25 protein-coding genes are annotated in these 25,567 nt (G+C 36.9%); 13 read left to right on the plus strand and 12 right to left on the minus strand.

What is annotated here, in order from left to right; all coding sequences use genetic code 11:
• The first annotated feature begins 20 nt into the window (after positions 1–20).
• The 9 genes from cas9 (at position 21) to ychF (ending at position 12,980) form a co-directional block, all read left to right on the plus strand.
• On the plus strand, positions 21–4,259 hold the full coding sequence (gene cas9, locus IW22_RS06675) for a type II CRISPR RNA-guided endonuclease Cas9 (protein WP_081873903.1): 4,239 nt from the start codon (positions 21–23) through the stop codon (positions 4,257–4,259).
• 2 nt (positions 4,260–4,261) lie between these two features.
• On the plus strand, positions 4,262–5,155 hold the full coding sequence (gene cas1, locus IW22_RS06680; RefSeq protein WP_034725185.1) for a type II CRISPR-associated endonuclease Cas1: 894 nt from the start codon (positions 4,262–4,264) through the stop codon (positions 5,153–5,155).
• Positions 5,152–5,490 carry a CRISPR-associated endonuclease Cas2 gene (cas2, locus tag IW22_RS06685; protein ID WP_034725186.1) on the plus strand — a complete coding sequence of 113 codons (339 nt, stop codon included), beginning with the start codon at positions 5,152–5,154 and terminating at the stop codon, positions 5,488–5,490. The genes cas1 and cas2 overlap by 4 nt, the downstream gene beginning before the upstream one ends.
• Positions 5,491–5,789: 299 nt before the next feature.
• On the plus strand, positions 5,790–6,467 hold the full coding sequence (locus tag IW22_RS06690; RefSeq protein ID WP_034725187.1) for a YceI family protein: 678 nt from the start codon (positions 5,790–5,792) through the stop codon (positions 6,465–6,467).
• Between the two features lie 68 nt (positions 6,468–6,535).
• Positions 6,536–6,844: a DUF1294 domain-containing protein gene (locus tag IW22_RS06695; protein ID WP_228384007.1), complete on the plus strand. Its 309-nt coding sequence runs from the start codon at positions 6,536–6,538 to the stop codon at positions 6,842–6,844.
• 185 nt (positions 6,845–7,029) lie between these two features.
• Positions 7,030–8,835: a translational GTPase TypA gene (gene typA, locus IW22_RS06700; protein WP_034725188.1), complete on the plus strand. Its 1,806-nt coding sequence runs from the start codon at positions 7,030–7,032 to the stop codon at positions 8,833–8,835.
• A gap of 125 nt (positions 8,836–8,960) precedes the next feature.
• A complete protein-coding gene (locus IW22_RS06705) occupies positions 8,961–10,571 on the plus strand; it encodes a glycoside hydrolase family 10 protein (RefSeq protein ID WP_034725189.1) in 1,611 nt (536 codons plus the stop codon).
• A gap of 562 nt (positions 10,572–11,133) precedes the next feature.
• Positions 11,134–11,685, plus strand: coding sequence for a ferritin (locus tag IW22_RS06710; RefSeq protein ID WP_034725190.1), 552 nt, complete (start codon positions 11,134–11,136; stop codon positions 11,683–11,685).
• A gap of 203 nt (positions 11,686–11,888) precedes the next feature.
• A complete protein-coding gene (gene ychF / locus IW22_RS06715; RefSeq protein WP_034725191.1) occupies positions 11,889–12,980 on the plus strand; it encodes a redox-regulated ATPase YchF in 1,092 nt (363 codons plus the stop codon).
• Positions 12,981–13,094: 114 nt separating this feature from the next.
• Here ychF and IW22_RS06720 read toward each other — a convergent pair whose 3' ends face one another.
• The 6 genes from IW22_RS06720 to IW22_RS24160 form a co-directional block, all read right to left on the minus strand.
• Positions 13,095–13,274, minus strand: a complete 180-nt coding sequence (locus IW22_RS06720; RefSeq protein ID WP_034725192.1) for a hypothetical protein — start codon at positions 13,272–13,274, stop codon at positions 13,095–13,097.
• Positions 13,275–13,319: 45 nt separating this feature from the next.
• On the minus strand, positions 13,320–13,523 hold the full coding sequence (locus tag IW22_RS06725; RefSeq protein WP_034725193.1) for a bacteriocin: 204 nt from the start codon (positions 13,521–13,523) through the stop codon (positions 13,320–13,322).
• Between the two features lie 35 nt (positions 13,524–13,558).
• Positions 13,559–13,774 carry a bacteriocin gene (locus IW22_RS24145; protein WP_117616566.1) on the minus strand — a complete coding sequence of 72 codons (216 nt, stop codon included), beginning with the start codon at positions 13,772–13,774 and terminating at the stop codon, positions 13,559–13,561.
• Between the two features lie 20 nt (positions 13,775–13,794).
• Complete coding sequence (locus tag IW22_RS24150) at positions 13,795–13,992, minus strand: hypothetical protein (protein WP_117616567.1); 198 nt, start codon at positions 13,990–13,992, stop codon at positions 13,795–13,797.
• A 152-nt stretch (positions 13,993–14,144) separates the two neighbouring features.
• Positions 14,145–14,309 (minus strand): bacteriocin, encoded by a 165-nt coding sequence (locus IW22_RS24155; RefSeq protein ID WP_117616568.1) that lies wholly within the window; start codon positions 14,307–14,309, stop codon positions 14,145–14,147.
• A 139-nt stretch (positions 14,310–14,448) separates the two neighbouring features.
• Entirely contained in the window at positions 14,449–14,607 is a 159-nt protein-coding gene (locus IW22_RS24160) for a bacteriocin (protein ID WP_117616569.1), read from the minus strand.
• A 132-nt stretch (positions 14,608–14,739) separates the two neighbouring features.
• Between IW22_RS24160 and IW22_RS06735 the strand changes: the two genes are divergently transcribed.
• From IW22_RS06735 to cls, 3 genes are all read left to right on the plus strand, one after another.
• Complete coding sequence (locus tag IW22_RS06735) at positions 14,740–15,678, plus strand: helix-turn-helix domain-containing protein (RefSeq protein ID WP_034725195.1); 939 nt, start codon at positions 14,740–14,742, stop codon at positions 15,676–15,678.
• Between the two features lie 99 nt (positions 15,679–15,777).
• Entirely contained in the window at positions 15,778–16,542 is a 765-nt protein-coding gene (locus tag IW22_RS06740) for an SDR family NAD(P)-dependent oxidoreductase (RefSeq protein WP_034725197.1), read from the plus strand.
• 185 nt (positions 16,543–16,727) lie between these two features.
• Positions 16,728–18,191 (plus strand): cardiolipin synthase, encoded by a 1,464-nt coding sequence (cls, locus tag IW22_RS06745; protein ID WP_034725199.1) that lies wholly within the window; start codon positions 16,728–16,730, stop codon positions 18,189–18,191.
• Positions 18,192–18,195: 4 nt separating this feature from the next.
• Here cls and IW22_RS06750 read toward each other — a convergent pair whose 3' ends face one another.
• Together IW22_RS06750 and IW22_RS06755 are read right to left on the minus strand one after the other, a co-directional pair.
• A complete protein-coding gene (locus IW22_RS06750; protein ID WP_034725200.1) occupies positions 18,196–19,344 on the minus strand; it encodes a methionine aminotransferase in 1,149 nt (382 codons plus the stop codon).
• Positions 19,345–19,827: 483 nt separating this feature from the next.
• Positions 19,828–20,637, minus strand: a complete 810-nt coding sequence (locus IW22_RS06755) for a hypothetical protein (RefSeq protein ID WP_034725201.1) — start codon at positions 20,635–20,637, stop codon at positions 19,828–19,830.
• Positions 20,638–20,947: 310 nt separating this feature from the next.
• Here IW22_RS06755 and IW22_RS06760 point away from each other — a divergent pair, with 310 nt between their 5' ends.
• A complete protein-coding gene (locus IW22_RS06760) occupies positions 20,948–21,493 on the plus strand; it encodes a DUF2867 domain-containing protein (RefSeq protein ID WP_034725651.1) in 546 nt (181 codons plus the stop codon).
• A gap of 4 nt (positions 21,494–21,497) precedes the next feature.
• Here IW22_RS06760 and IW22_RS06765 read toward each other — a convergent pair whose 3' ends face one another.
• The 4 genes from IW22_RS06765 to IW22_RS06780 all read right to left on the minus strand — a co-directional run bounded on the left by IW22_RS06765 (position 21,498) and on the right by IW22_RS06780 (position 25,565).
• Positions 21,498–22,229 carry a LytR/AlgR family response regulator transcription factor gene (locus IW22_RS06765; RefSeq protein ID WP_034725202.1) on the minus strand — a complete coding sequence of 244 codons (732 nt, stop codon included), beginning with the start codon at positions 22,227–22,229 and terminating at the stop codon, positions 21,498–21,500.
• A complete protein-coding gene (locus IW22_RS06770; protein ID WP_034725204.1) occupies positions 22,198–24,141 on the minus strand; it encodes a histidine kinase in 1,944 nt (647 codons plus the stop codon). The genes IW22_RS06765 and IW22_RS06770 overlap by 32 nt, the downstream gene beginning before the upstream one ends.
• A gap of 99 nt (positions 24,142–24,240) precedes the next feature.
• Complete coding sequence (locus IW22_RS06775; protein WP_034725205.1) at positions 24,241–25,056, minus strand: two-component regulator propeller domain-containing protein; 816 nt, start codon at positions 25,054–25,056, stop codon at positions 24,241–24,243.
• A 269-nt stretch (positions 25,057–25,325) separates the two neighbouring features.
• Positions 25,326–25,565, minus strand: a complete 240-nt coding sequence (locus IW22_RS06780) for a T9SS type A sorting domain-containing protein (RefSeq protein ID WP_034725206.1) — start codon at positions 25,563–25,565, stop codon at positions 25,326–25,328.
• Positions 25,566–25,567: the final 2 nt, after the last annotated feature.

Raw genomic sequence — 25,567 nt, forward strand, 5'->3', positions numbered from 1 at the left:
ATATAGTTTCAAAATATAAGATGATGACTAAAAATATACTTGGGCTAGATTTAGGAACCAACTCAATTGGTTGGGCTTTAATTAAACAAAACGCTGAAGAAAGAAAAGGAAGTATTCTGGGAATGGGAACCCGGGTTCTACCTATGTCACAGGATGCTTTAGGAGATTTTGGAAAAGGAAATTCTGTTTCACAAACAGCTGCCAGAACTGGGTATAGAGGAGTGAGAAGGCTGCGCGAAAGATTTTTACTAAGAAGAGAACGGTTGCACAGGGTTTTAAATATTTTAGGTTTTTTGCCAGATTATTATGCCGCTCAAATCGATTTCGATAAAAGATTTGGAAAATTTAAAGCAGAAACAGAGCCTAAGCTACCTTATAACAATGAAGGTTTTATTTTCAAGAATTCTTTTGAAGAAATGCTTTCAGATTTTAAAATATCTCAACCTGAGCTTTTATCAGAAAACAAAAAAATTCCTTATGACTGGACGATTTATTATTTAAGAAAAAAAGCAGTCTCCCAGAGAATAGAAAAAGAAGAGCTGGTCTGGATTCTTTTAAATTTTAATCAGAAAAGAGGTTATTATCAGCTTAGAGGAGAAGATTTTGACGAAGAAAAAGATAAAACATTTGTGACGTTAAATGTTGATAAAGTGATTGATTCCGGGGAAAAAGTGAAAGGAATTGTTCTTTTTGATGTATATTTTACCAACGGATGGAAATATGAAAAGCAAATAACAAAGCCGGAAGACTGGCTCGGGCGTTCCAAAGAATTTATTATCACCGAATCTTTATTAAAAAATGGTGAAGTAAAACGGACTTTTAAAGCTGTTGATTCTGAAAAGGACTGGATTGCCATCAAGGCGAAAACAGAACAGGAAATTGAAATAGCTCATAAAACAGTAGGCTCTTATATTTATGACGCCATTCTTCAAAATCCTAAACAAAAAATAAAGGGAAAACTTATCCGAACAATTGAACGTAAGTTTTACAAAGAAGAGCTGAGAAAGATACTTGAAAAACAAAAAGAATTTCATCCTGAACTGCAAAATGAAGATTTGTACAGTGATTGTGTGAGAGAATTATACAGAAACAATGACGCTCACCAGTTAAGTCTGGCTAAAAAGGATTTTATACATCTTTTCGTAGAGGATATTATTTTTTATCAAAGACCTTTAAAGAGTCAGAAATCTTCTGTGTCGAACTGTACATTAGAATGTAGGAAGTATAAAGATAAAAACGGAGAGGAAAGAATTCAATTCCTGAAAGTTATACCGAAATCAAATCCTTATTATCAGGAATTCCGGATCTGGCAATGGATGTCTAATCTGAAAATTTACAGAAGAGATGATGATGTGAATATAACTTCGGAATATCTAAAAACAACCGAAGATTACCAAGATCTTTTTGTATTTCTAAATACGAGAAAAGAAGTTGACCAGAAAGCATGTCTGAAACACTTTAAATTAAATGAAAAAACGCATCGCTGGAATTATGTTGAAGATAAAAGATATCCATGCAATGAGACCGGAACAATGATTTTGGAAAGGTTTAAAAAAGTTGGGGATAGCGCGGATAATATCTTTACAAGAGAAATGGAGCAGCAAATGTGGCATATCATCTATTCTGTGAATGATAAAACAGAGTACGAAAAAGCCTTAAAATCCTTTGCAAAGAAAAATGATCTCGATAACGTTTCGTTCTTTGAAGCTTTCAGAAAATTTCCTCCATTTGATAGTGAATATGGTTCCTTTTCTGAGAAAGCCATTAAGAAACTGTTACCATTAATCAGAACCGGAAAGTACTGGAACTGGGAAGCTGTTGATGAAAAAACGAAAAAAAGGATTCAGAAAATGATTACCGGGGAGTGGGATGAAGATATTAAAGATAATATAAGAGAGAAAACGCTTTCTCTTCAGAAGGAAAGTGATTTTCAGGGATTGCCTTTATGGTTAGCTCAATATGCAGTATATGGGAGACATTCTGAAGCTTCAGTCGCAGGAAAATGGAATTCTGTGAATGATATGGAAGAGTATTTGAAAGAATTCAAACAGCATTCTCTTCGTAACCCAATTGTAGAACAGGTGATAACGGAAACCATCCGGGTGGTGAAAGATATCTGGATAAAATATGGTAATGGAGCGGCAGATTTTTTCAATGAAATTCATATTGAACTTGGCCGCGAAATGAAGCTTCCTGCAAAGGAGCGAAGTAAAATGACCCAAAAAATATCAGAAAACGAAAATACCAACCTTCGTATTAAAGCTTTACTGGTAGAAATGATGAATGATAGTGAAGTGCACAATGTAAGGCCTTATTCTCCCATGCAGCAGGAGATTCTGAAGATATATGAAGATGGAGCCCTGAATTCTGAGATTTCTGTAGATGATGATATTCTTAAGATCAGTAAAACAGCTCAACCTTCTCCATCCGATCTGAAAAAGTATAAACTTTGGCTGGAACAAAAATACCGTTCACCTTATACAGGAGATATCATTCCTCTTAATAAACTTTTTACAACTGAATATGAAATTGAACATATTATTCCTCAAAGCCGTTATTTTGACGACAGTTTCAGCAATAAAGTGATTTGTGAATCTTCAGTTAACAGGTTAAAAGATAATTACATTGGTCTTGGATTCATTAAACAGTTTCATGGCTATAAAATTTCTGATAAAACTAAAGTCTTTGAAGTGGAGGAATATGAAGACTTTGTGAAGAAAAATTATGCCAGTAACTGGTCTAAGAGATCAAAACTCCTGCTGGAAGAAATTCCGGAAGAGATGATTGAACGTCAGCTTAATGATACCCGGTATATCAGTAAATATATTTCAGGTATCCTTTCTAATATTGTAAGGAAAAAGGAAAATGATGATGGCGTAAATTCTAAAGATATCATTCCCGGGAATGGAAAAATTACATCACAACTTAAACAGGATTGGGGATTAAATGATGTTTGGAATGATTTAGTTCTTCCCCGTTTTGAACGGATGAACGAGCTTACCAAATCTAATGACTTTACAGTCTGGAATGAAAAATACCAGAAGTTTTTGCCAACAGTGCCCGTCGAATTTTCAAAAGGGTTTTCAAAAAAGAGAATAGATCATCGCCATCATGCATTAGATGCTTTGGTAATTGCCTGCGCAACAAGAGATCATGTTAATCTGCTTAATAATCAGTCCGCAAGATCAGAAATGAAACGGTATGATTTGAAAAGAAAGCTGATGAAGTTTGAAAAGAAAGCCTATCAGCATTCACAAACAGGAGAAAGAATTGTAAAGGATGTTCCGGTAGAATTTTTAAAACCGTGGGATAATTTCATTGTCGAAGCTAAAGAGAATCTTGATAGAATTATTGTAAGCTTTAAACAGAATCTTAGAGTAATTAATAAAGCTACAAATCATTATGAAAAATGGATTGAAAAAAACAATGTTAAAGTAAAAGCTTTGGTGGAGCAGCAAGGTTTGAATTGGGCAATCAGAAAACCATTGCATAAAGATACGGTTTCCGGAAAAGTAGATTTACCTGGAACCAAAGTTCCTAAAGGAAAAATACTAACTGCTACGAGGAAAAGTATTGATACTTCTTTCGATATGAAAACCATAAATTCTATTACAGATACTGGAATTCAGAAAATTCTAAAAAATTATCTTGAATATAAGGGAAGTTATGAGGACGCTTTTTCACCTGAAGGAATTGAAGATATGAATAAGAATATCGAAAAATTTAATGATGGAAAACAGCATCAGCCTATTATTAAAGTAAGGATTTTTGAATTAGGCAGTAAATTTCCTTTAGGGCAAATCGGGAATAAAAAACATAAATATGTGGAAACGGCAAAAGGAACTAATCTCTTTTTTGCTATATATGAAGATGATAAAGGCAAAAGAACGTATGAAACGATTCCTTTAAATGAAGTGATTGAAAGACAGAAACAAGGATTGGCGCCAGTTACATTCAAAAGTAAAAATGATTTTTATTTGTCTCCCAATGACTTGGTATATGTTGCTGCAGAAGGTGAATCTGTAGATAATCTGGATTTTCAGTCTGATTCTCAAGAGTATATAAATAATGTTTATAAAGTGGTAAGCTTTTCTGGTAGTCAAATTTTCTTTGTAAAACAGAATGTTGCTGTTTCTATTGTAAATAAAGCTGAGTTTTCTACTTTAAATAAAATGGAAAGAGCTATTGATGGCAGAATGATTAAAGAGTGCTGTGTAAAGTTAAAAATTGATCGCATAGGAAATATGACAAAATCATAATCATGATCACCCGTTCCATATACATCGGAAATCCCGCCTATCTTAAACTGAAAGATGAGCAGATGAAAATACTTTGCCCAGAAACTAAGGTAGAGAAGGGGAGTGTTCCAGTGGAAGATCTGGGCTTGCTCATGCTGGATCATTTTCAGATCATCCTTTCGCATCAGCTGATCCAAAAAATGATGGGGAATAATGTAGTGGTTATCAGTTGTGATGCACAACATTTGCCACATGGAATAATGCTTCCTCTTTATGGACATACGGAGCATTCGGATAGAGTAAAAGATCAGCTTGAAGCGAGTGAGCCTTTGAAGAAACAGCTTTGGAAACAGACCGTAGAATGTAAAATTGAAAATCAGAAAAATCTTCTGGTAAGGTTAGGAAACTATTTTGAACCTATGATAGAATATCAGAGAAATGTAAAGAGTGGCGATATTACCAATATGGAAGGCATAGCGGCGCAACATTACTGGAAATACCTGATTAATATTGATTTTTTGAGAGGGCGTTTTGGAGATTCACCCAATCAGTTCTTTAATTTTGGGTATTCAGTTTTAAGAAGTATGGTCGCAAGGTCTATTGTAGAAACCGGCTTGCTTCCTGTTTTGGGAATTTTTCATAAAAATAAATACAATCCTTATTGTCTGGCAGATGATCTGATGGAACCGTACCGTCCTTTTATTGATATGCTGGTTATGGATTGGTTAAAAAATAATCCGCAGGCTGAAGAATTGTCAAAAGAATTTAAAGCTCATATTTTGCAGATCGCAACGAAGGATGTGAGGATAGATGATAAAACAAGACCCTTGCTGGTGGCGGTAAAAACAACGGCTACTTCGCTATATAAATGTTATACAGGGGAAAAGCGATTGATCTTTTATCCTGAACTGATATGAATTCCGAAAGGTTTAATGCGTACAGAATTATGTGGGTTTTAGTATTATATGATCTCCCAACAGAAACAAAGGCCAATATGAGAGATGCCAATCGCTTTCGTAAAGGTTTGATTGATGACGGATTTACTCTTTTCCAGTTTTCAATGTACGTTCGCCACTGCCCGAGCCGTGAAAATGCGGAAGTACATATCAAAAGGATTAAATTGATGCTACCAAAAGCAGGCAAAGTGGCAATTATGTGCATCACCGATAAACAGTTTGGCGATATTGAAATCTTTTTTGCCAGAAATAAAGAAGAGCCGCCGCCAACCTTTCAACAGCTTGAATTATTCTAATTTTAAAATTCTAATTAAACAATAAACCCATTGAATTTCAATGGGTTAAATTTTGAGGCTGTGACTAATCACTAAGATAGTAAATTTTGAAAGCAATTCACAACGACCGGAATATTTCAGCCGGGTAAACTAATGCTGTGACTCATCACGAAGTTAATCTAAAATAAAGTACTTTCTATACAAAAAATGTTAAATTTTTCGTTTCTTGATGTATGTTAAGGTGATCATTAATATGGTTTTCTATTTTTGAAATTCTTAAATTTAAAGTTTTAAAACAATTTTCTAAACAAATAAACAATATGAAAAAACTTAGTGTAATTGCATTAGTAGGAATTGGATTGCTTGCAGCATCATGTAATAAAGACAAATCAGCAGATACTGCAGCTACGGATACAGAACAGAAAGTAGCTGAGAGCAAAGGTGAAGTTTTACCGGTAGATGTTGCTGCTTCTGTAGTAAACTGGAAGGCTTTCCACAAAGGAGGTATGGCGCCTCGTTGGGGAACACTTAACGTAAAGTCTGGAGATCTTAGCATTGAAGGAGGTCAGTTGGCTGCCGGAAATTTTGTGATCGATATGAATTCTATTAAAGTTGACCCAGCTTCAGTAACGGAGAAAGATAAAAAGCCGGCAGATCTTGAAGCTCACTTAAAAAATCCTGATTTCTTTGATACGGCAAAGAATCCAACTTCAGATTTCAAAATCACCAGTGTAACAGATTTAAAAGATGCACCTAAAGATGCTGTTGCAGGAGCCAACAAAACAGTAAGCGGAAACCTTACCTTATCAGGAAAAACAGTTAATGTAACTTTCCCTGCTAAAGTAGACGTAACAGAAACTTCAGCAGCTGTGAATGCTAAATTTACTGTAAACAGAGCAGATTGGGGACTTAAATTTGGTACTTCAGAAGCAGATCCTGCAGAATGGATGATCAGCAAAGACATCGAGATCTCTGTTGATGTGAAAGCTAAAAAATAATTGTTAGATACAATACAAATAGGGAGAGCTGCTTTTTTATAGAAGCAGCTTTTTTTTGGATTTATTTTATGGTGGCTGAGAGACTTGAAGCCACCGCCCAATTCACTACTTTTGCACCCATGATCTACATTCTGCTTATTATAAGTCTGGCTACCTTTATCATTTTTGGCTGGGACAAAAGACTTTCCATCAAACACAAAAGGAGAATTTCTGAAAGTACCCTTTTAGGATTTACATTTCTTGGTGGAACGGTCGGAGCTATTTTAGGAATGCTCATTTTCAGGCACAAAATTTCTAAAAAATCTTTTTTGCTGAAATTAGTCGGAATTATTTTAATTCAGGCCGTATGTATTTATTTTTTGGAAAAATATTCGTGAGCTTAGTCGTTAAAACCTAATGATAGATTCTTAATCTTCAATTTAAATGGAATTCTAAAATCTTCAATTTTAAAGCTTTAACAGGGGAAAGTGGTGAACTTGCTCATTATGAATTTGTTAATTAATTTATATTCTTGCTTATTATTCATTAGAAATCACTATTTTTGCACCCGTAAAAATCATTCATGCAAAACATTAGAAATATTGCGATTATCGCACACGTTGACCACGGGAAGACGACTTTGGTTGACAAGATTATTCATGCTACAAACATTTTCAGAGAAAATCAGGAAAGTGGAGAATTAATAATGGATAACAATGACCTTGAAAGAGAAAGAGGTATTACGATCTTATCCAAAAATATTTCTGTTACCTATAAAGACACAAAAATTAACGTAATTGACACTCCCGGTCACGCCGATTTCGGTGGGGAAGTGGAAAGAGTTTTAAAAATGGCTGATGGAGTTATTTTGTTGGTGGATGCCTTTGAAGGGCCAATGCCTCAGACAAGATTCGTACTTCAGAAAGCTTTGGAATTAGGACTTAGACCATTGGTAGTAATCAATAAAGTAGATAAGCCAAACTGTCGTCCTGAAGAAGTTCATGACCAGGTATTTGACTTATTCTTTAACCTTGAAGCTACTGAAGAGCAGCTTGATTTCCCAACATTCTACGGTTCTTCAAAACAAGGATGGTTCAACACTTCATTAGAGCAGACTGAAGATATTCTTCCATTATTGGATGGTATCCTTCAATATGTTCCTGAACCTAAAGTAGAGGAAGGAAACTTACAGATGCAAATCGTTTCTCTTGACTTTTCTTCTTTCTTAGGAAGGATTGCAATCGGAAAAGTGATCAGAGGTGAGATCAAAGAATCTCAGTGGATCGGTTTAGCTCAGGCTGACGGTAAAGTATTGAAAGGAAAAGTAAAAGAGCTTTACGTTTTTGAAGGTTTAGGAAAGAAAAAAGTGACAGAAGTAAAAGCAGGTGATATCTGTGCTGTTGTAGGTTTTGACGCTTTCCAGATCGGTGATTCATTCGTAGATCTTGAAAACCCTGAACCATTGCCAAGAACTGCAATTGATGAACCTACATTGAACATGACGTTCTCTATCAACAATTCACCTTTCTTCGGTAAAGACGGTAAATATGTTACTTCTAACCACCTGAAAGAAAGATTAACAAAAGAATTAGAGAAAAACTTAGCATTAAGAGTTGAACAAACTGATGATGCCAACACATTCCTTGTATTCGGTAGAGGTATTCTTCACTTGTCAGTTTTGATCGAAACAATGAGAAGAGAAGGGTATGAAATGACAATTGGTCAGCCACAGGTTATCCTTAGAGAAATCGACGGAGAAAAATGTGAGCCTTATGAATCTTTAGTAGTAGACGTTCCTGAAGAATTTGCTTCAAGAGTAATCGACTTGGCTACTCAGAGAAAAGGTGACCTTCACATTATGGAAACTAAAGGAGAAATGCAGCATATGGAATTCGAAATTCCTTCAAGAGGTTTGATCGGATTGCGTTCTCAAATGTTGACAGCTACTGCTGGGGAAGCTATTATGGCTCACCGTTTCACAGAATACAAGCCTTTCAAAGGTGCGATTCCTGGAAGAAGTAATGGGGTACTGATCAGCAAAACTCAAGGTCCTGCTACAGAATATTCTATCGCTAAACTACAGGATAGAGGTAAGTTCTATGTAGATCCGGGTGAGGAAATCTATGCAGGTATGATCATCGGTGAACAAAACAAGCCAGGTGACTTGGTAGTAAACATCGTTGAAGCAAAACAGTTGAACAACATGAGAGCTTCAGGTAAAGATAAAGATACAGGTGTTGCACCGAAAATCTTATTCTCTCTTGAAGAATGTATGGAATATATTCAGGGCGATGAAGCAATTGAGGTGACTCCAAACTTCATCAGAATGAGAAAGAAAGTACTTTCTGAAGAAGAAAGAAAAAGAATGGACAGATCTGCGAAAGCATAAGAATTTCTTACATATAAGAAAAGCCTCGAATTTTTCGGGGCTTTTTTATTATACTATGTCTTAAAATGTTTATTTTGGCATAATAATCTCTTAGAAAAAATAAATTTTAAAGTAGTTTGCAGACGATGAGAATGAATATCATAAAGCTTACTGTTTTAGCCGGAGTTTTTGCATCATATGCCAGTTGCTCCGTCCAGAACAATACCGTAAAAGCAGCCCCGACAAAAAATACAGCAAAGCCCAATACCAATATATCAAAACCTAAAGAACCGGTTGCCGTAGTAAAACCCGGAACGCCAGTTCTTCCGGCAGATGAAAACTTCAGAACCGTTCTTCCCGAAGTTAAAAGAGAATTCCGTGGTGCCTGGATTGCCAGTGTAGCCAATATCAACTGGCCGTCAAGAAATAATTTAACCGTAGATCAGCAGAAAGCAGAAGCCATTAGTATGCTCGATATGCTGAAAGACAATAATTTCAATGCAGCCATCTTCCAGATCAGACCTTCTGCGGATGCTTTGTATACGAGTAATATTGAACCCTGGTCGTACTTTCTGACTGGGCAGACCGGATCTGCCCCTTATCCAAATTATGATCCCCTTCAGTTTTGGATTGAAGAAGCGCATAAAAGAGGCCTGGAACTGCATGTATGGTTAAATCCTTACCGCGCTCACCATTCAAACGGAGGAGCTGTTAATAGCCTTTCTATGGCGAGCAAGCTGTCCGATATCGTGATTAAATTAAAGAACGGAATGTACTGGTTCGATCCCGCTAATCCAAAAACGCAGGGCCACGTTTCCAATGTTGTAAAAGATATTGTGAAAAGATATGATATCGATGCCGTTCACTTTGATGACTATTTCTATCCTTACGCTACATACAACAGAGGTGCAGATTTTCCGGATAACGCAAGCTGGAATGAGTATCTGAGAAACGGCGGAACCTTGTCCAGAGCAGACTGGAGAAGAGATAACGTGAATAAATTCGTGGAAAGGATCTATAAAGAAATCCATGCGGAGAAAAATTATGTGAGATTTGGAATCAGTCCATTCGGAATCTGGAAACCCGGATATCCTGAAGGAATCGTAGGTTCATCTCAATACGACGAATTATATGCTGATGCTAAATTATGGCTGAATAAAGGCTGGGTTGATTATTTCTCACCGCAGCTATACTGGCCGATTGATTCAAAAGGGCAGGGCTTTGAAGCTTTACTGAACTGGTGGAAATCTGAAAATACAATGAACCGTCACCTGTGGCCGGGACTTAATACCGTTGAGATTAAAGTATCAGACCGCCCTACTGAAATTAAAAATCAGATAGAAGTTTCCAGACAGATCTTAAAGAATGATGCGGGAGAAATCCACTGGAGCATTGCCGGCCTTACAAAAAATGCCAATATGCTTCCTGTCCTGAAAAACGGACCTTACAAAGAAAAAGCACTGATCCCGAAAACATCCTGGATCAAAGCCACACCATTGCAGACTCCTACCATTTTTGTGACAGACAGCGGAAGTTCAGCCAGAACAAGCTGGAGTACTAAAAATATAGGCGACGTGTTTCAATGGGTGCTTTTCACCCAGTATAACGGAGTTTGGGAAACAGAAATCCTTACTTTAGACACGCTTTCAAAAGATATTCCGAAATTTAAAGATGGCAAGAAACTCAATGCAGTAGCTATAAAAGCAGTCGACAGACTTGGAAATGAAAGTGATTATATGGCGAAAAAGATAAAGTAAAGGGCTGGAAGAGGGAAGAAGGAGGCTGGAAGTTAGTATTAACCTTGTCATAACTCCCGATTATTAATTTAATTCAGCAGTTGAATAAAAACCTTTTACGTTTAATAAAACAACAATACAACCAGTTCAAAAAAGGACTGGTTTTTCCTTTAAAAAACATTCATTCAGCAGCATGAAATTTTATTGGGTATAAAGCCATTGTATTTTAAGCATCCGAATCAGAAAATAATTTGCAGCCTAGCATTAACCAAAAATTGATCTTTTTGAACCGTTTTTTCTTTAAATAACACCTTACTTAACAGCATGAAATTTTATCGAAGATAAAATCCTTGCGCTTTACAAAAGTCGAATTAAACAACTTGTGGCTCTATGCCTGCCAAAAACAACACTCAAGATACCACAAAAATAAAGTGTTCTTATTTTAGAATAACTATAAATTAAATATTTAATTTACTTTAAATCAATGGCTTGTGTATCTTGTTTTAAATTGTCGGCATAAAAATTAAACACGTGCGGAACCATTTTTGCATTATTATTTTCATAATCACAAAAATATACCATTATGAATACCAACAGACTTTCCGCGACTATTGAAAAAGCATTAAGTGATCAGATGAACAAAGAGATTCACGCGTCACACGTTTTTCTATCTTATGGAATATGGGCAGATGACAAAGGTTACCAGGGAATTGCCAACTTCCTTTACAGACACTCGCAGGAAGAAAGAAACCATTCCATCAAATTCATGGAATATGTACTGAACAGAGGCGGAAAACCGAAAGTAGATACCATTCCGGCTCCTCCTGCCGATCCGGACTCTTTAACCGCCTGTTTCGACGGGGTCTTTAAGCATGAAGTAGACAATACGACTGCGATTTATAAAATTGTAGATATGTCGTTAGAAGAAAAAGACTGGGCAACCTGGAATTTTATGCAGTGGTTTGTTCAGGAACAGATCGAAGAAGAAACACTCGCCGCCAACCTGATAGATAAATTAAAAATTGCAGGGGGAGACAGAGCTACAGATGAATCATTATTTACTTTAGATAAAGCATTGCAGAATGCACCGAATGACGTTCCTCTGGCTCAGGAAGCTACCGGAGACAATCCATAAAAACCAATGGGTGAACGAAAATTATTAAAAATCTGTCAGAATTACTGGCAGATTTTTTTATTATGAATCTCCCTATAAATTCACTACCTTTGCAGGCTGAAAGTTCAATGGTCTGGAGTTGATAAAGGAAAGCCTTTGCATACAAGACCCTAAACCTTGAACTGAAATCGTATCATTGAACATTAAACTTTGAATTTTACAATATGAAATGTGGAATTGTAGGCCTTCCGAATGTAGGTAAATCAACTCTTTTTAACTGCTTAAGCAATGCTAAAGCGCAGTCTGCGAACTATCCTTTCTGTACCATAGAACCGAACTTAGGAACGGTATCGGTACCGGATCAGAGATTATTCGAGCTTGAGAAATTAGTTAATCCGGAGAGAGTACTGCCTGCGGTAGTTGAAATCGTTGACATTGCAGGTCTTGTAAAAGGGGCGAGCAAAGGAGAAGGATTGGGAAACCAGTTCCTTGCGAATATCCGCGAGTGTGAAGCTATTATCCACGTTTTAAGATGTTTTGACAATGGCAATATCATCCACGTTGAAGGTTCTGTAGACCCGATGAGAGATAAAGAGATCATCGACATCGAGTTACAGCTGAAAGACCTTGAAACTGTAGGAAAAGCAGTCGAGAAAGCTAAAAAATTCATCAAGTCTGGAAAGAAAGACGATATCCTTGTATACGAAACCCTTCAAAACTTAGAAAAGTTTATTGAAGATGGAAAGAATGCAAGAGAATTTCCGGTTAATGACTTAACACAGCCTATCATTGATGATATCCAGCTTTTAACGAAAAAGCCGGTATTGTATGTATGCAACGTAGACGAAAATTCTATCAAAAACGGAAACGAATGGATAGAGAAAATCGAAACGATGGCTAAGAATGAAGGGGCAGAAGTTGTTGTTTTGGCAGCACAGATCGAGGCAGATATCAATGAGCTTGAAACATTTGAGGAAAGAGAGATCTTCCTTGAAGAATTGGGTCTTGAAGAGCCTGGAGTAAACCGTTTGATCAGAAAAGCTTACGATTTATTGAAGCTTCAGACGTATTTTACGGCTGGTGTAAAAGAAGTAAGAGCATGGACGATTGGGCAGGGATGGACCGCTCCACAGGCTGCCGGAGTGATCCACACAGACTTTGAAAAAGGTTTCATCCGTGCAGAAGTAATCAAGTACAATGATTATTTAACGTACGGTTCTGAGGTGAAAATTAAAGAAGCCGGAAAACTTTCTGTAGAAGGTAAAGAATATATCGTTCAGGATGGTGACATCATGCACTTTAGATTCAACGTATAAGAATATATTAAAGTTAGTTATAAATGAAAAACGCTTCCACGAAATATGGGGAGCGTTTTTTGCATAAAAAAACCACCCTGCAGGAGAGTGGTTCTTTAAAAATATTTCTCGATATTAGAATAAACGTTCGATAGGATCTATGATGATCAGCTGGCACTGCTGTTCAGCACATCCTCTTCCGTATTTTCTACATTCTCCTGTAAAAGGATCAATGCACATTTCCTTTCCGCCAACAATGGTTCTTAATTCTCTTTTGTTTAATTTTTTTCCGTTGCTTAAGTTCTTATTTTTCATGATGATTTGATTTATTATATTCAATAATTGTTTTTATAGTAAAGGCTATTGAATGGATATATCGATAATCTGTGGTCTGCATTCTTTTTGTGCGCAGTTGACAGAAATCCGGGTACAGGTACCGGGAGGAATCTGCTCACAAGGCTCCATACAAGGATTTGACCTCATACAGTCCAGCCTACCTCCGGCAATAGTTTTAAGTTCTTTTTTGCTTAGCTTTTTCGCGCTTTGTAAAATTATTTCTTTCATGGTTCTCGGGTTAGTTTTTATGATTGCTGTAGATTTTAAGGTACGAACACAGGTTCCGGTTGAGGTCTGCATATTTTCTGTGCACATCCTACAGAAATTTTTGTACATGCCCTTAGATCATCCGGTGGAATGGGTTCGCATGGAAATTCTGTACAAAGAATAGGTTCCATACAGTTCATCATACCTCCGGAAATGGTTTTAAGCTCTTTTTTACTTAGCTTTTTTCCGCTGTTTAAAATTAGATTTTTCATAGCTTAATTCGTGATTAATTTTAAACTAAAGGTTGTGGTCTGCATTCTTTTTGTGCACAAACCTTGGAAATAATTGTACATCCGTTTGGATCTGAAGAAGGTTCGCAAGGCTGACTAGGGCAAAGAACCGGTTGTATGCAGTTCAGTAGACCTCCTGCGATCGTTTTTAATTGTTTTTTGCTTAGTTTTTTCCCACTTGTTAAAAATAGGTTTTTCATTGTTTTGATTTTTAGTGTGTTAGTTGAAAACTAAGATATGAAAAATATTCACATATATCACTTGATGAAGAAAAAATATTCTTAAATTATATTTGATGAATGGAAAAAATTAAAAAGAACCGTTCAGGCAGTGAACGGTTCTTTTTAATTTTTTATAGTGGATCTATTACAGGTCTGCATTGCAACTGTGCACAGCCTATTGATATTTTTCTGCAGCCTCCGGTCATGGGGTCAATGCAGTCCATAAGTCCGCCGGTGATGCTTCTTAGCTGCTTTTTGTTCAGTTTTTTCCCTTTTGGTAAGTCTTGATTTTTCATTGTTTTGATTTTTAAGGTGTTAGTTAAAACTAAGGTATGAAAAATCTGAATATATATCACTTGATAAGGAATATATTTTACACAGTTAAGAAAATATTACCGATAAACGGATCTATGTTTTGAGGTATCCGTTTTTTGATTAAGGCAGGTCCGGACGGCATTGAGGATCGGCACAGCCTATTGAAAAAATCCGGCACTGATTGGTTTTTGGATCACGGCACATCATCAATCCACCGGTAATGCTTCTTAATTCCTTTTTGTTTAATTTTTTTCCGTTTGCTAAATTTTGATTTTTCATAATAATATAGGTTGTTGTTTAGTTCAGCCAAGGTATAAAAAATACTTATTGAATGGTATTTTAAAATTTCAGCTGTATTTTATTTTCATATAACAGCAACTTTGTATATTTGAATTTTACAAATCATTAGCTATGGAAAAGATCGCTCATGCATCCCTTGAAGACTTTTATAAAGAAATGACCGCCAAGCTGGGAAAAGACCTTGACAGTATTTTTCCAAAAGGGCTTGGTAAAGATATCGGACACTTTAATGTATTTGATATCAGGCAGACCATAGAAAAGGTAAAAATGACATCAGAAATGCCGTATAACAGGCGGAAGTACTATAAAATCAGTTTGATCAGAGGCAGGAACAGAGCAGAATATGCAGATAAGATTGTTGCGATTAAGAAAAATGCATTGCTGTTCGCCACTCCAAAGGTTCCGTATCACTGGGTTCCTGAAGATCCTGATCAGTCGGGGAGTTTCTGCGTATTTACAGAAGATTTTTTCATTAAGGCACAGTCACGGTTTTCATTGGAAGAACTGCCTATATTTCAGCCCGGAAACATCCCGTTATTTGAAATTGAAGATGAACTGGCAGACGAAATAGAAGTGCTTTTCGGGAAGATAAAAAAAGAAATAGATTCAGATTATGTATTCAAATATGACCTGATCAGAAACTACGTTCTGGAACTTATTCATTATGGACAGAAGCTGCAACCGGCTGCGAAATTATCGGCTTCCAATGATGCTTCATTACGGGTAGTTTCATTGTTTATTGAGCTTTTAGAAAGACAGTTTCCTATTGAATCTTCGGAACAGAGGCTGCAATTGAAAACAGCCAAAGATTATGCAGACCGTCTGGCTGTACACGTGAATTATTTAAACAAAAAATTAAAAGAAAGCACCGGAAAAACCACCACTGAATTTATCGCAGACCGCATGGTTCAGGAAGCCAAAATCCTTTTAAGACAGACCAAATGGAATGTCTCGGAGATTTCCTATGCATTGGGTTTTGAAGAAATAGCCCACTTTTCCAACTTCTTCAAAAGAAAAACATCTTTCACACCGATGGAATTTCGTTCATGATTTGAATTTTGCAAATTTCAGATTGATTCGGGCAACCGTATCCTCCGCAGAATTGCCCAACTTTGTACCATTAAATAATATAAACAAATCATATAAAAGATGAATACAAAAACAAAAATTGCATTAATCACCGGAGGAAGCCGCGGATTGGGTAAAAATGCAGCCCTAAAAATTGCTCAAAAAGGATTAGACGTTATTATTACGTATAAAAACAGTAAAGAAGAGGCGGATGCTGTTATAAACGAGATCAAAGCTTTGGGCCAAAAGGCTATCGCTTATCAGCTGGACACGAGAGATGTGAAAAGCTTTGATGTATTTGTCAAAAACATCACCGATCACCTGGAAACAGAAACGGGAAGTTCAAACATTGATTTTCTGATTAACAATGCAGGAACCGCTTTATATGCTCCGATCACAGAAACTACGGAAGAGCAGCTTGATGATATCGTTAATGTACACTTTAAAGGGGTTTTCTTTCTGACGCAGAAAATGCTTCCATTCATCAATGATGGTGGTGGAATTATAAATATTTCTTCAGGACTGGCAAGATTTGCCCTTCCGGGATCATCCGTTTACGGTTCTATGAAAGCGGGTGTTGAGATGCTGACCAAATACATGGCCAAAGAATTAGGCCCTCGTAAAATCAAAGCCAATGTGATTGCGCCGGGAGCCATTGAAACCGATTTCGGAGGCGGAAGAACGAGAGACGATCAGAATGTAAATTCAATGATTTCCAATATTACCGCTTTAGGAAGAGCCGGACTTCCGGACGATATCGGCGGCGTAGTTGCTTTTCTTTGTACTGAAGATGCTGGCTGGATTACCGGACAAAGAATTGAGGCTTCAGGAGGAATGTTTTTATAGACGAAAATAGGTCGATTCGCTTGCTTCCCGTCATTGCGAGGCGCGAAGTAACGAAGCAATCTTATATTATTAATAAGACCAGTTCAGATAAGGGACTGGTCTTATTTTTTATTACTGATAGAACGGATAAAGAAGTTTTTTAACAAATTTACCTACCTTTAATATCAATAATAAACTTCACGTCTATGATTAAAGAATTTTTCAACCAGTTTCCCTATATTCTCGTAGGGCTCGAAGTTCTTTATCTTATCGGGATTATCTTCCTGGCCGGGAAAATCATCATGGATACGAAGAATACAAGCAAAACCCTGGCTTATCTCATGCTGATTATCTTCCTTCCGGTGGTGGGAATTATTATCTACTTTGTCTTTGGGGTGAATTACCGGAAAAATAAGTTTTATACTTTTAAAATAGAGCGGAACGAGCAGGTGTATCAGGCTGTAAGTACTTATATCAGGGAAACACATCATAAAACGCTGGAAAATCATAAAGAAGATATAGACCAGTTTCTGACGACCGTTAATTTTCTGTATAATGCCGGGCATTCTCCTTTGTCACAGGGAAATCATGCAGAAGTACTGATCAACGGGGAAGGTAAATTTGAAAAGGTTTTTGAGGTTCTTGAAAAAGCGGTTCATCACATTCACCTGGAATATTATATTTATGATAATGACGATATCGGGAACAGGCTTGCGGATTTGCTGATCAGAAAAGCAAAAGAAGGTGTGATCATCCGTTTTCTGTATGATGATATGGGCAGCGGAAAAATAGGAAAAAAGCTTCTGAAAAGACTGAAAGAAGGTGGAGTACAGGTGTCTCCCGTTAATAAAATTACATTCAGACTTCTCGCGAACCGGGTTAATTACAGAGATCACCGAAAGATCATTATTGTAGATGGGGCTGAAGTTTTTACAGGCGGAATTAATGTTTCGGATAAATATATTAATCCTAATCCCAAGCAATATTGGAGGGATGTTCATTTGTATATGAAAGGAGAGGCGGCTTTTTATTTTCAGTTTTTGTTTTTCAGCAACTGGATTTTTGCGACGGAAAAAATTCCTGAGATTTCCCAACTCTATTTTACAAAAAACGAAGGTCAAGGAACTTCATTAATTCAGACAGCTGCCAGCGGACCGGATACCAAACCTTCCATCATGTTGAGTACAACTTCCGCAGTACTTTCTGCGAAAAAAAGAATCTATATCGTTACGCCTTATTTTATTCCGGTTGAAACGGTGTTGAATGGTATTAAACAAGCCGCTCTTTCAGGAGTTGATGTAAGACTGATGGTTCCCAAATCCGGTGATTCAGTTATCGTAAACGCGGCGGCATATTCTTATTATGAAGAACTTTTAGAGAATAATGTGAGGGTTTTCTTTTATAAAAAAGGTTTTATTCACGCGAAAACAATGCTCATAGATGATCAGTTTTCTTCAGTAGGTACCGCGAACATGGATGTGCGAAGCCAGGAACTGAATTTCGAGGTGAATGCATTGGTTTTTGATCAAAAGATCAACAAGAAACTTCAGGACCTGTTTCATGAAGATATGAATGACTGCGAAGAAATTTCTCTTGAATCCTGGAGAAAAAGGCCAAAATCCAAAGTGTTCTTTGAGCATCTGGCCAGGCTGCTTTCCCCGCTGATATAAAATTTTAAAGTCTGGAAAGGTTTTCTATTGCTCTTTCTAAGGTTTCCTGTTTTTTCGCGAAACACAATCTGATGACGTGATCATTTCTTTTGTTTTTATAAAACGATGAAAAAGGAACACTGGCCACTTTATGATTGATCGTCAGTTCAGAAGCGAAATCAAAATCATTTTTATCGGAAATTTTATCATAGGTAAGTGCCTGGAAATACGTTCCCTCACAGTCCAGAAGTCCAAAAGAAGTCCCCGCAAGTCCCTGTCTCAGAAAATCTCTCTTTTCCTGGAAGAATGTATTTAGGTTATTGTAATGATCATCATTTTTCATGTATTCTGCCAAAGCCAGTTGGATGGGTGTATTTACACAGAAAACATTGAACTGATGCACCTTTCTAAACTCGTCGGTAAGGTTTTTAGGGGCTGCACAATATCCCGTTTTCCAGCCTGTGACATGGAAAAGTTTTCCAAAAGATGCAACATGAAGGCTTCTTTCTTTAAGTTCAGGATACTGACAGATACTCAAATGCTGTTTTCCGTCAAATACAATATTTTCATACACCTCGTCGCTCAGAATAAGGATAGGAGTATCTTTTACGATGCTAACGAGTTCCTGCAGGTCGTTTTCCTTTAAGATCTTTCCTGAAGGGTTATTCGGATTGTTCAGAATGATCATCTTCGTTTTATCGCTCACTAGGCCTTTTACCGTATTCCAGTCGATTTCATAATCCGGAGCTTTCATTTCAAAACGTTTTACGATTCCTCCGAAAAGCTCTACAGTAGGCTCATAGCAATCATAAGCGGGCTCAAAAATAATCACTTCATCATCCTTTTTTACAAACGTGGCAATAGCGGTGAAAATAGCTTGTGTACCTCCTGCGGTAACCGTTATTTCAGAATCCGGGTGATAAATTGCCTGATGACTGTTCTCAATTTTTCTGGCGATTTCTTCCTTTAAAGGCATCATACCTCCCAGCGGGGCATATTGGTTGAAGCCCTTTTTAATGAAATGGTCTACATGATCCAGTAGTTCAGCATCCGGCATGAAATCCGGAAATCCCTGAGAAAGATTGATGGCCTCATTTTCGTTGGCGAGCTGTGTCATCTGGCTGAAAATGGTAGTTCCTACATTAGAAAGCTTAGATAAAGGAAGTTGTATCATGAAGATCAATTTTGTTGATCCGAATTTAATTTATTTTTTGCAATCATGAAACAGAAGAACCAAATTGTTTAAACTTTTGAGTTGGAAAAGCGCAAAGGAACGCAAGTTTTTTTTCTAATTCGAATGCTTTAAGGCGCGAGGGTTTTATCTTCGATAAAATTGTGGGCCGTTCAATAAACGCCAATGAACTTGCTGAAAATCTCTGATTTTCTTGCGCCTTAAAATATCGTCATTTTTGTTCAAGCTTTGCGTTCCTTTGCGCTTTTCCAACTATAAAAAGATTTAATAAATATCTGTATGAATAGTATTAGGATTTTTTTTTAAATTTTGAATATCAATTAGATCAATGTAAATGACCTGATTTTTCTATTTTCATTCTTGAGAAAATAAAAGTTTAAACAACTTCAAAGAAAATGGTTAAATGAGTTCAACGTAAAAAAGGCCGCTTCTTTCGAAACAGCCAGCTATTTATTTTGCTTTATGTTAAAACAGTATCATAGATTCCACTCTGTTGTTGACATAGCCAAGGATTCCCCAGAACATTACGGTAGAGCCTCCCCATCCGGAAAGAGAAACTAAATGTTTTCTGAAAAACTTTTTGTCATACAGGTGTTCCACCATATAAAGGTGTTGTCTTTTATAACATCCGATTTTATTGTTCCAGTTGTCAAAAAACCAGAAGCCCAGCGTTGGGGTAAATTGGGACATGACGTATTTGTTGGAACCATAGGGAATAATATCATCATATACCCGAAGCCATCCCGGACTGAATGCTCCGAAAAAAGTCTGATACTGCTGCTTCTCGAAAGCATAATAGCTGTCGGGCAGCTGTTCTCCGGCTTCTGCCATTTGAACTAAGCCGTTCACTTCTGCATATTTCTGAATGGTCTCATTGAATGCTTTAGTTTCCCGGAATTTCAGTCCGTTTTGATCGCCATACTGGAGATATCTTTCTTCGGAAGTAAAAGTTCTCACCGTGATAAGGGCGGATTGATCGATTGGGTTTTTCACCAGAGAAGCTACAGGATATTTATCTTCCAGATCGGCGATGACATCAACCTGCTGGCCATCAGAGAAATATTCGACTCTTATTTTATCAATGTTAATGCCGTCCTGTGCAAATTCTTCCCTGACTCCAGGTGGTGGAGGTGGCAGGTTAGACGGATCTGTTTTGCTTAAAGCTGTTGGCGCAATGCCTGTAGATTCTTCGAGTTGTTCGTTGCTGTCGCGGCATCCTGATAAAAAGAAAAGCCCGGCTGACAATCCTAAAATTGCAATGTTTTTGAGTTTCATATTAGTAAAGTTTTTATGGTTGGTCGTTTTTTTGGAAGATGTTGAAGGCCTGTAAGCTTTTGTACATCATTCCGTATTTTAGTTTTGAATAAAATTAACAGCTTTTAAAACTCCCTGTTGTGTGAATTGGTAAGTGTTGATGTTTTTCTAATAAGTGTTGATGATTGACAGATAAGTGTAATTTTTGAATATCGATGAAATAAATAATCCGCGATATATTTTAACTTAAAGCTGAGATTGCTCACATCCTTTGTGCAGCAAGCCTCTTACATTTGTGATAAATAAAACTAAATCTCCTAAAATTATGACCATGAACATTAAAAAGACTGAGTTACCCGCAAAATCTGTTTTGTTCGGAGAAAAATCTTTTTTTGATTATACAGACAGCTTCAGAGGGGATGTATTGAATGGCGGACGGAATATTAGTACAGAGGATATTGGCAAGGCCTTTTTCACCAGCACGCCTCAGTGGGGAAAGAAAATGTTTGATCTCAGGAACAGAATTGTTAAAATATTCGGACTGAAAACCGGAAAAGAGCGAAATGAATTGTTGAGACCGGAAGACCTTCACCTTGAAATAGGAGAGCAGGTCGGGATTTTCACTATATTCGATAAGACAGATCATGAAATTATTTTGGGTGAGAATGATAAACATCTTGATTTCAGAGTTTCCCTTCTTTACGATAAAGCGAAACATAGCACCGAAACAGATTCTTTAACGATTTCAACCACCGTAAAATACCACAACTGGATGGGTAAATTGTATTTCCTGCCGGTACGCCCTTTTCACCAGCTGATCGTTCCGGTGATGCTCAAAAAGATGATTGCAAAGCTGGAATATCGTTCTGAATCCTAGTTTTTTATTCCATATTTTCGATCTTATGTAAGAAATCATTCTTTTTACGCACGGAAACATCCAGAACAGACTGATCGGCCATCACAACCTGCCCGCCTTTCCCTTTGATATATTCTTTAAGGTGAGAAAGATTGATCAGATGCTTGTGATGGATCCTGAAAAAATTATATTTCGAAAGCTGTTCCTCAAATTCATGCAGCGTTTTCGAAACAATGATTTTCGTTTTATCCGCTAAATAAAATGTGGTATAGCTGGAATCTGCTTCACAACGGATGATATCAGTGATGCTGGTCAGTTTGAAACCCTGAAGGGTCGGAAGACTGATCTTGTTTTCATTCAGAGAAACGGCAGAAGCGTTTTTAGTCTTTCTAATGCTTTCAAGAACTTTATTGACTGCAATAATGAAATCCATTTTCCTGATGGGTTTCAGTAAATAATCCGCTGCACTGTTTTTGATGGCCTGGATGGCGAAATTTTCAAATGCTGTAATGAAAATAATCTGGGCATCTACCTCCCTGAATTTGGAAAGAAGATCGAAAGCAGTCCCGTCTTTCAACTGTACATCCAGAAAAATAATATCCGGAGTATTTTTAGACAGGTAAATATAGGCTTCCTCCACGCTTGATGCCTGAAATGCTGTCTGGATTTCAGGGAATTCATTCTCCAGCAGAAGAGCGATATAGTCTCTTCCATCCTGTTCGTCATCAATGATGCATGCTTGTATTTTGGTTTTCATAAGGCTTTATATATAGTTTAATCTGGGTTCCTGGTCTCTGTTCTTTTTCAAAAAGATCATAAATCTCCAATAGGATATGAGTCTCAAAAAGCTGCCGGAATGTTTCAATTCTTTTCTGAGATAATTTAACCCCGAAAGAATCAGCTTTCTTTTGTTTTCCGTTTCCAATGCCGATACCGTTGTCTTCAATAACGACACAAAGCGAAGTTCCGTTATGATCAAATGACACCTGAATGTTCCCTTTTCTATCGGTTAATCCCGCAATGCCGTGTTTTATGGCATTTTCTACAAAAGGCTGGATCAGCAGGGAAGGGACAACCCAATTTTCATTGACTTTTTCAGATATTGTGATAGAATAATCAAACAGATCCTTCAGTCTCAGTTTTTCCATATTCAGATACAGGGCAAGATATTCTGCTTCCTCTTTGATTGGCATAAATGTTTTCTCCGAATAATGCAGGGTTTTCCTGATCATTTGGGCAAATATTTCCAGGTAATTCTCTGTTTCCCGGTAATCTTTTTTGTACAGAAGAAATTGAATAGAATTGAGGCAATTGTAAATAAAGTGAGGGTTGATTTGTGCCTTAATCGCCTGTAATTCCAGCTCTGCGATTTTCTTTTCGTAATACAGCGTTTCCAGTTTTTTATTTCTTTTTTTCTGAAAATAAACAGTAATAAGAATAAACAGTGCAGCGGCACCCAGAAAGATGATCATGGTCTTGAACCACCAGGTTTGCCAGAATTTGGGGAAAATCTCAAAATGGACTTCAGTAGGTGCATAAGAACGTTTCCCGTTATATCCGATTCCGAAAACTTTAAATGTATAATTGCCGGGCGGCAGAGAATAGAAAGCGATTTTCTGCGAGCTGCTGGTCTGCCATCCGGTACTGAGCCCTTCAATGGTATATCGGTAGCTTATCTTTCCCTGAGAGGTAAAGTCGGGGAAACTGACATTAAATATGATATCGTTTTCAGGAGTTTGCCCTGTTAATGGCTGATGGGTGTCAAAAATTTCTTTTCCTCCCGCCACCACAGAATTAATGATCACTTTCTTGTCAATAAAATTCTTTTGTGTCATCAGATTTTTAATGGAAAGAATTCCCAGACCCTTGGATGTTCCTACAAAAATGGTGTCACCGGATATCACACATCCGGCTACCGTATTGGATGGAAGACCGTCTGTTTGTGTGAAATTATTAATTTTTACATCGTTGCCTTTAAGCTCTATTCTGCTGAGTCCGTAATTGGTACTTGCCCAGAATGTATTTTTATTTTCTACTTCTATTTTTTTGATCTGACCGTTGGTGAGTCCCGTACTTTCCGTAATTTTTCTGATGATTCTTGTATTATCAAACAGGACAATGCCATTCAGATTAGTGGCTCCAACGTACAGATTATCTCTGAGCTTCTTGAGATCTGTGAAATAATATCCTTCCAGAAACAGGGTTTTCTTTTTTGTGACGGTATTTACTTTGTACAGGTCTTTAAAACTTCCCGCAAACAGGCTGTCATGGGTGTAAGGCAAGGCAGTATAGATTCTTTCTTTACTGAGAACATCAGTGTATTTTCTTGTGTGATAATTGTAGGAAATAAGGCCATCTGATGTACACAGAAGAATAGAACCCGGTGTATAGGGGACAATATTCTTCAGAACAAAATTGTTTAACAAGTGCTTTTCTTTGATTTTTGTATTGTACTGGAAAATCCTTCTGGTAAGCCCGAATATGACGGTGTTTCCTTCCGCAAAAATCGCTTTATGTTCTATTTTAATATTTTTTTCAAAAACAAGGTCAGTGACCTCTCCCTTATGATAAATACCACTTTTCGCTTCATTGTATCCCAGATAGATGCCGTGGTTATTTTTGGCAATGACGGTGATGTATGACAAATTATTCTTGATAGGAAGCTGCATATGGTTTTTAAAGAACCGGTCCGCAATGAAAAATAGACCATTGTTGCGGGTAGAAAACCAGGTATTGTTGTCCTTATCTATCAGAATATCACTGATGATTTAGTTTTCCATCATTTTTACTGGGTGGGAGAGTTCGCCATCTTCCAGAAGTGACTCTTTAAAGTAAAGAATTCCGCCTTCTTCCAGACACAGCCACAGCCGGTAATTATTGTCTATAATATGCCTGTCTACATTGTGCTGCGCCTTATAACTTTTAATCTTTTTAAAATAAAATGGATGTTGCAGTTTATAGATATCAATATTTCTTTTATTTCTGAAAACAAAAATATCCCCCTTTCTAAGGATGAATGTGCTTTTACGGGCGGAAATATTGCAAACCGTTTTCTTTTTACTGATGATGTCATAGGCCATTACCTTTCCGCCATCATGCTGGTTAAAAAGATAAAAAACGTGGTCAGGTATATTCAGACCAAAAGAATAATATTCATCCCCTGATTTGATGTTGAGATCCACAGGAATTCTATTTATCTTCCCGTTTCTATAGAAATAAATCTGATTAGGGTTATAAGGTGAGTATAAATACAGGGAACTACCATCAATATAGTAATCAGGATTGTGGGTGAGCTGTATTTTTTTTAGTTCGCTATTCATATCCGAGTTGATGACCTTTCCGTTTTTCAGGTAAGCAAAGTCATTCAGAAAAGGAGCCACAAAAATTTCCCCGTTGGATAAAGGAATACAGGATAAAGCTTCTATATTTTTTAAACCCTGTTTATTATTAAAATGCTTAAATTCCTTTCCGTCAAAGCGAAACAATCCGTTATCACTTCCTATCCAGAGAAGTCCGGTGGGATCCTGACTGAGTGAGTAGGTATATGAGTTATTCAGACCATCCTCTTCATTATAGTTGACCATTCCCGGAATTTGCGCAAAAAATAATGATGGAGACAGCAAAATGAAAAAAAATAAGTGGAAAAGGATTATTTTTTTCACATGATATTGAATAATGTTGTAAATATAGAATTTGATTAATAATAATACAACACATGGCGGTGAATATTATTTAAAATGAATTGAGAGGATGTTTTTTTTGTATGAATAATGTTCGATGTGAAAACAAAAAACAGCAGAAATTCTGAAATTTCTACTGTTTACAAGATTTGCAGTTTATTTGTTTTGAGTTATTATTCTTTGATCAGTTTGTGAACTGCAGATGCTCCCCGAATATCTTGTATTTTTACGAAATAAACCCCTGTACTAAGTTTATTGATATCTATAGTAATTGTGTTTTTTCCTGAATCTGCTTTATGAAAAGAATTCACTATTGTTTTTCCCAGCATATCTGTAATCGTAACAACAATTGTAGTTGGAGATTTGCAGTCAGTTGATAATATAATATGATCTTTTGCCGGGTTGGATGTCATCG

The organism is Chryseobacterium sp. JM1 (assembly GCF_000737715.1).
Taxonomy (GTDB): Bacteria; Bacteroidota; Bacteroidia; order Flavobacteriales; family Weeksellaceae; genus Chryseobacterium.

What these genes read in the sequence shown, in the direction of transcription:
- cas9 (WP_081873903.1), top strand. Translation starts at nt 21, where the DNA reads ATGATGACTAAAAATATACTTGGGCTAGATTTAGGAACCAACTCAATT.
- typA (WP_034725188.1), top strand. Translation starts at nt 7,030, where the DNA reads ATGCAAAACATTAGAAATATTGCGATTATCGCACACGTTGACCACGGG.
- IW22_RS06740 (WP_034725197.1), top strand. Translation starts at nt 15,778, where the DNA reads ATGAATACAAAAACAAAAATTGCATTAATCACCGGAGGAAGCCGCGGA.
- IW22_RS24155 (WP_117616568.1), bottom strand. Translation starts at nt 14,309, where the DNA reads ATGAAAAATCAAGACTTACCAAAAGGGAAAAAACTGAACAAAAAGCAG.
- IW22_RS06695 (WP_228384007.1), top strand. Translation starts at nt 6,536, where the DNA reads ATGGTGGCTGAGAGACTTGAAGCCACCGCCCAATTCACTACTTTTGCA.
- IW22_RS06690 (WP_034725187.1), top strand. Translation starts at nt 5,790, where the DNA reads ATGAAAAAACTTAGTGTAATTGCATTAGTAGGAATTGGATTGCTTGCA.
- IW22_RS06755 (WP_034725201.1), bottom strand. Translation starts at nt 20,637, where the DNA reads ATGAAACTCAAAAACATTGCAATTTTAGGATTGTCAGCCGGGCTTTTC.
- IW22_RS24150 (WP_117616567.1), bottom strand. Translation starts at nt 13,992, where the DNA reads ATGAAAAACCTATTTTTAACAAGTGGGAAAAAACTAAGCAAAAAACAA.
- IW22_RS06720 (WP_034725192.1), bottom strand. Translation starts at nt 13,274, where the DNA reads ATGAAAAATAAGAACTTAAGCAACGGAAAAAAATTAAACAAAAGAGAA.
- IW22_RS24145 (WP_117616566.1), bottom strand. Translation starts at nt 13,774, where the DNA reads ATGAAAAATCTAATTTTAAACAGCGGAAAAAAGCTAAGTAAAAAAGAG.
- IW22_RS06710 (WP_034725190.1), top strand. Translation starts at nt 11,134, where the DNA reads ATGAATACCAACAGACTTTCCGCGACTATTGAAAAAGCATTAAGTGAT.
- IW22_RS06770 (WP_034725204.1), bottom strand. Translation starts at nt 24,141, where the DNA reads ATGCAGCTTCCTATCAAGAATAATTTGTCATACATCACCGTCATTGCC.
- IW22_RS06780 (WP_034725206.1), bottom strand. Translation starts at nt 25,565, where the DNA reads ATGACATCCAACCCGGCAAAAGATCATATTATATTATCAACTGACTGC.
- IW22_RS06735 (WP_034725195.1), top strand. Translation starts at nt 14,740, where the DNA reads ATGGAAAAGATCGCTCATGCATCCCTTGAAGACTTTTATAAAGAAATG.
- cas2 (WP_034725186.1), top strand. Translation starts at nt 5,152, where the DNA reads ATGAATTCCGAAAGGTTTAATGCGTACAGAATTATGTGGGTTTTAGTA.
- IW22_RS24160 (WP_117616569.1), bottom strand. Translation starts at nt 14,607, where the DNA reads ATGAAAAATCAAAATTTAGCAAACGGAAAAAAATTAAACAAAAAGGAA.
- IW22_RS06725 (WP_034725193.1), bottom strand. Translation starts at nt 13,523, where the DNA reads ATGAAAGAAATAATTTTACAAAGCGCGAAAAAGCTAAGCAAAAAAGAA.
- IW22_RS06705 (WP_034725189.1), top strand. Translation starts at nt 8,961, where the DNA reads ATGAGAATGAATATCATAAAGCTTACTGTTTTAGCCGGAGTTTTTGCA.
- cas1 (WP_034725185.1), top strand. Translation starts at nt 4,262, where the DNA reads ATGATCACCCGTTCCATATACATCGGAAATCCCGCCTATCTTAAACTG.
- IW22_RS06750 (WP_034725200.1), bottom strand. Translation starts at nt 19,344, where the DNA reads ATGATACAACTTCCTTTATCTAAGCTTTCTAATGTAGGAACTACCATT.
- cls (WP_034725199.1), top strand. Translation starts at nt 16,728, where the DNA reads ATGATTAAAGAATTTTTCAACCAGTTTCCCTATATTCTCGTAGGGCTC.
- IW22_RS06765 (WP_034725202.1), bottom strand. Translation starts at nt 22,229, where the DNA reads ATGAAAACCAAAATACAAGCATGCATCATTGATGACGAACAGGATGGA.
- ychF (WP_034725191.1), top strand. Translation starts at nt 11,889, where the DNA reads ATGAAATGTGGAATTGTAGGCCTTCCGAATGTAGGTAAATCAACTCTT.
- IW22_RS06760 (WP_034725651.1), top strand. Translation starts at nt 20,948, where the DNA reads ATGAACATTAAAAAGACTGAGTTACCCGCAAAATCTGTTTTGTTCGGA.
- IW22_RS06775 (WP_034725205.1), bottom strand. Translation starts at nt 25,056, where the DNA reads ATGGTCAACTATAATGAAGAGGATGGTCTGAATAACTCATATACCTAC.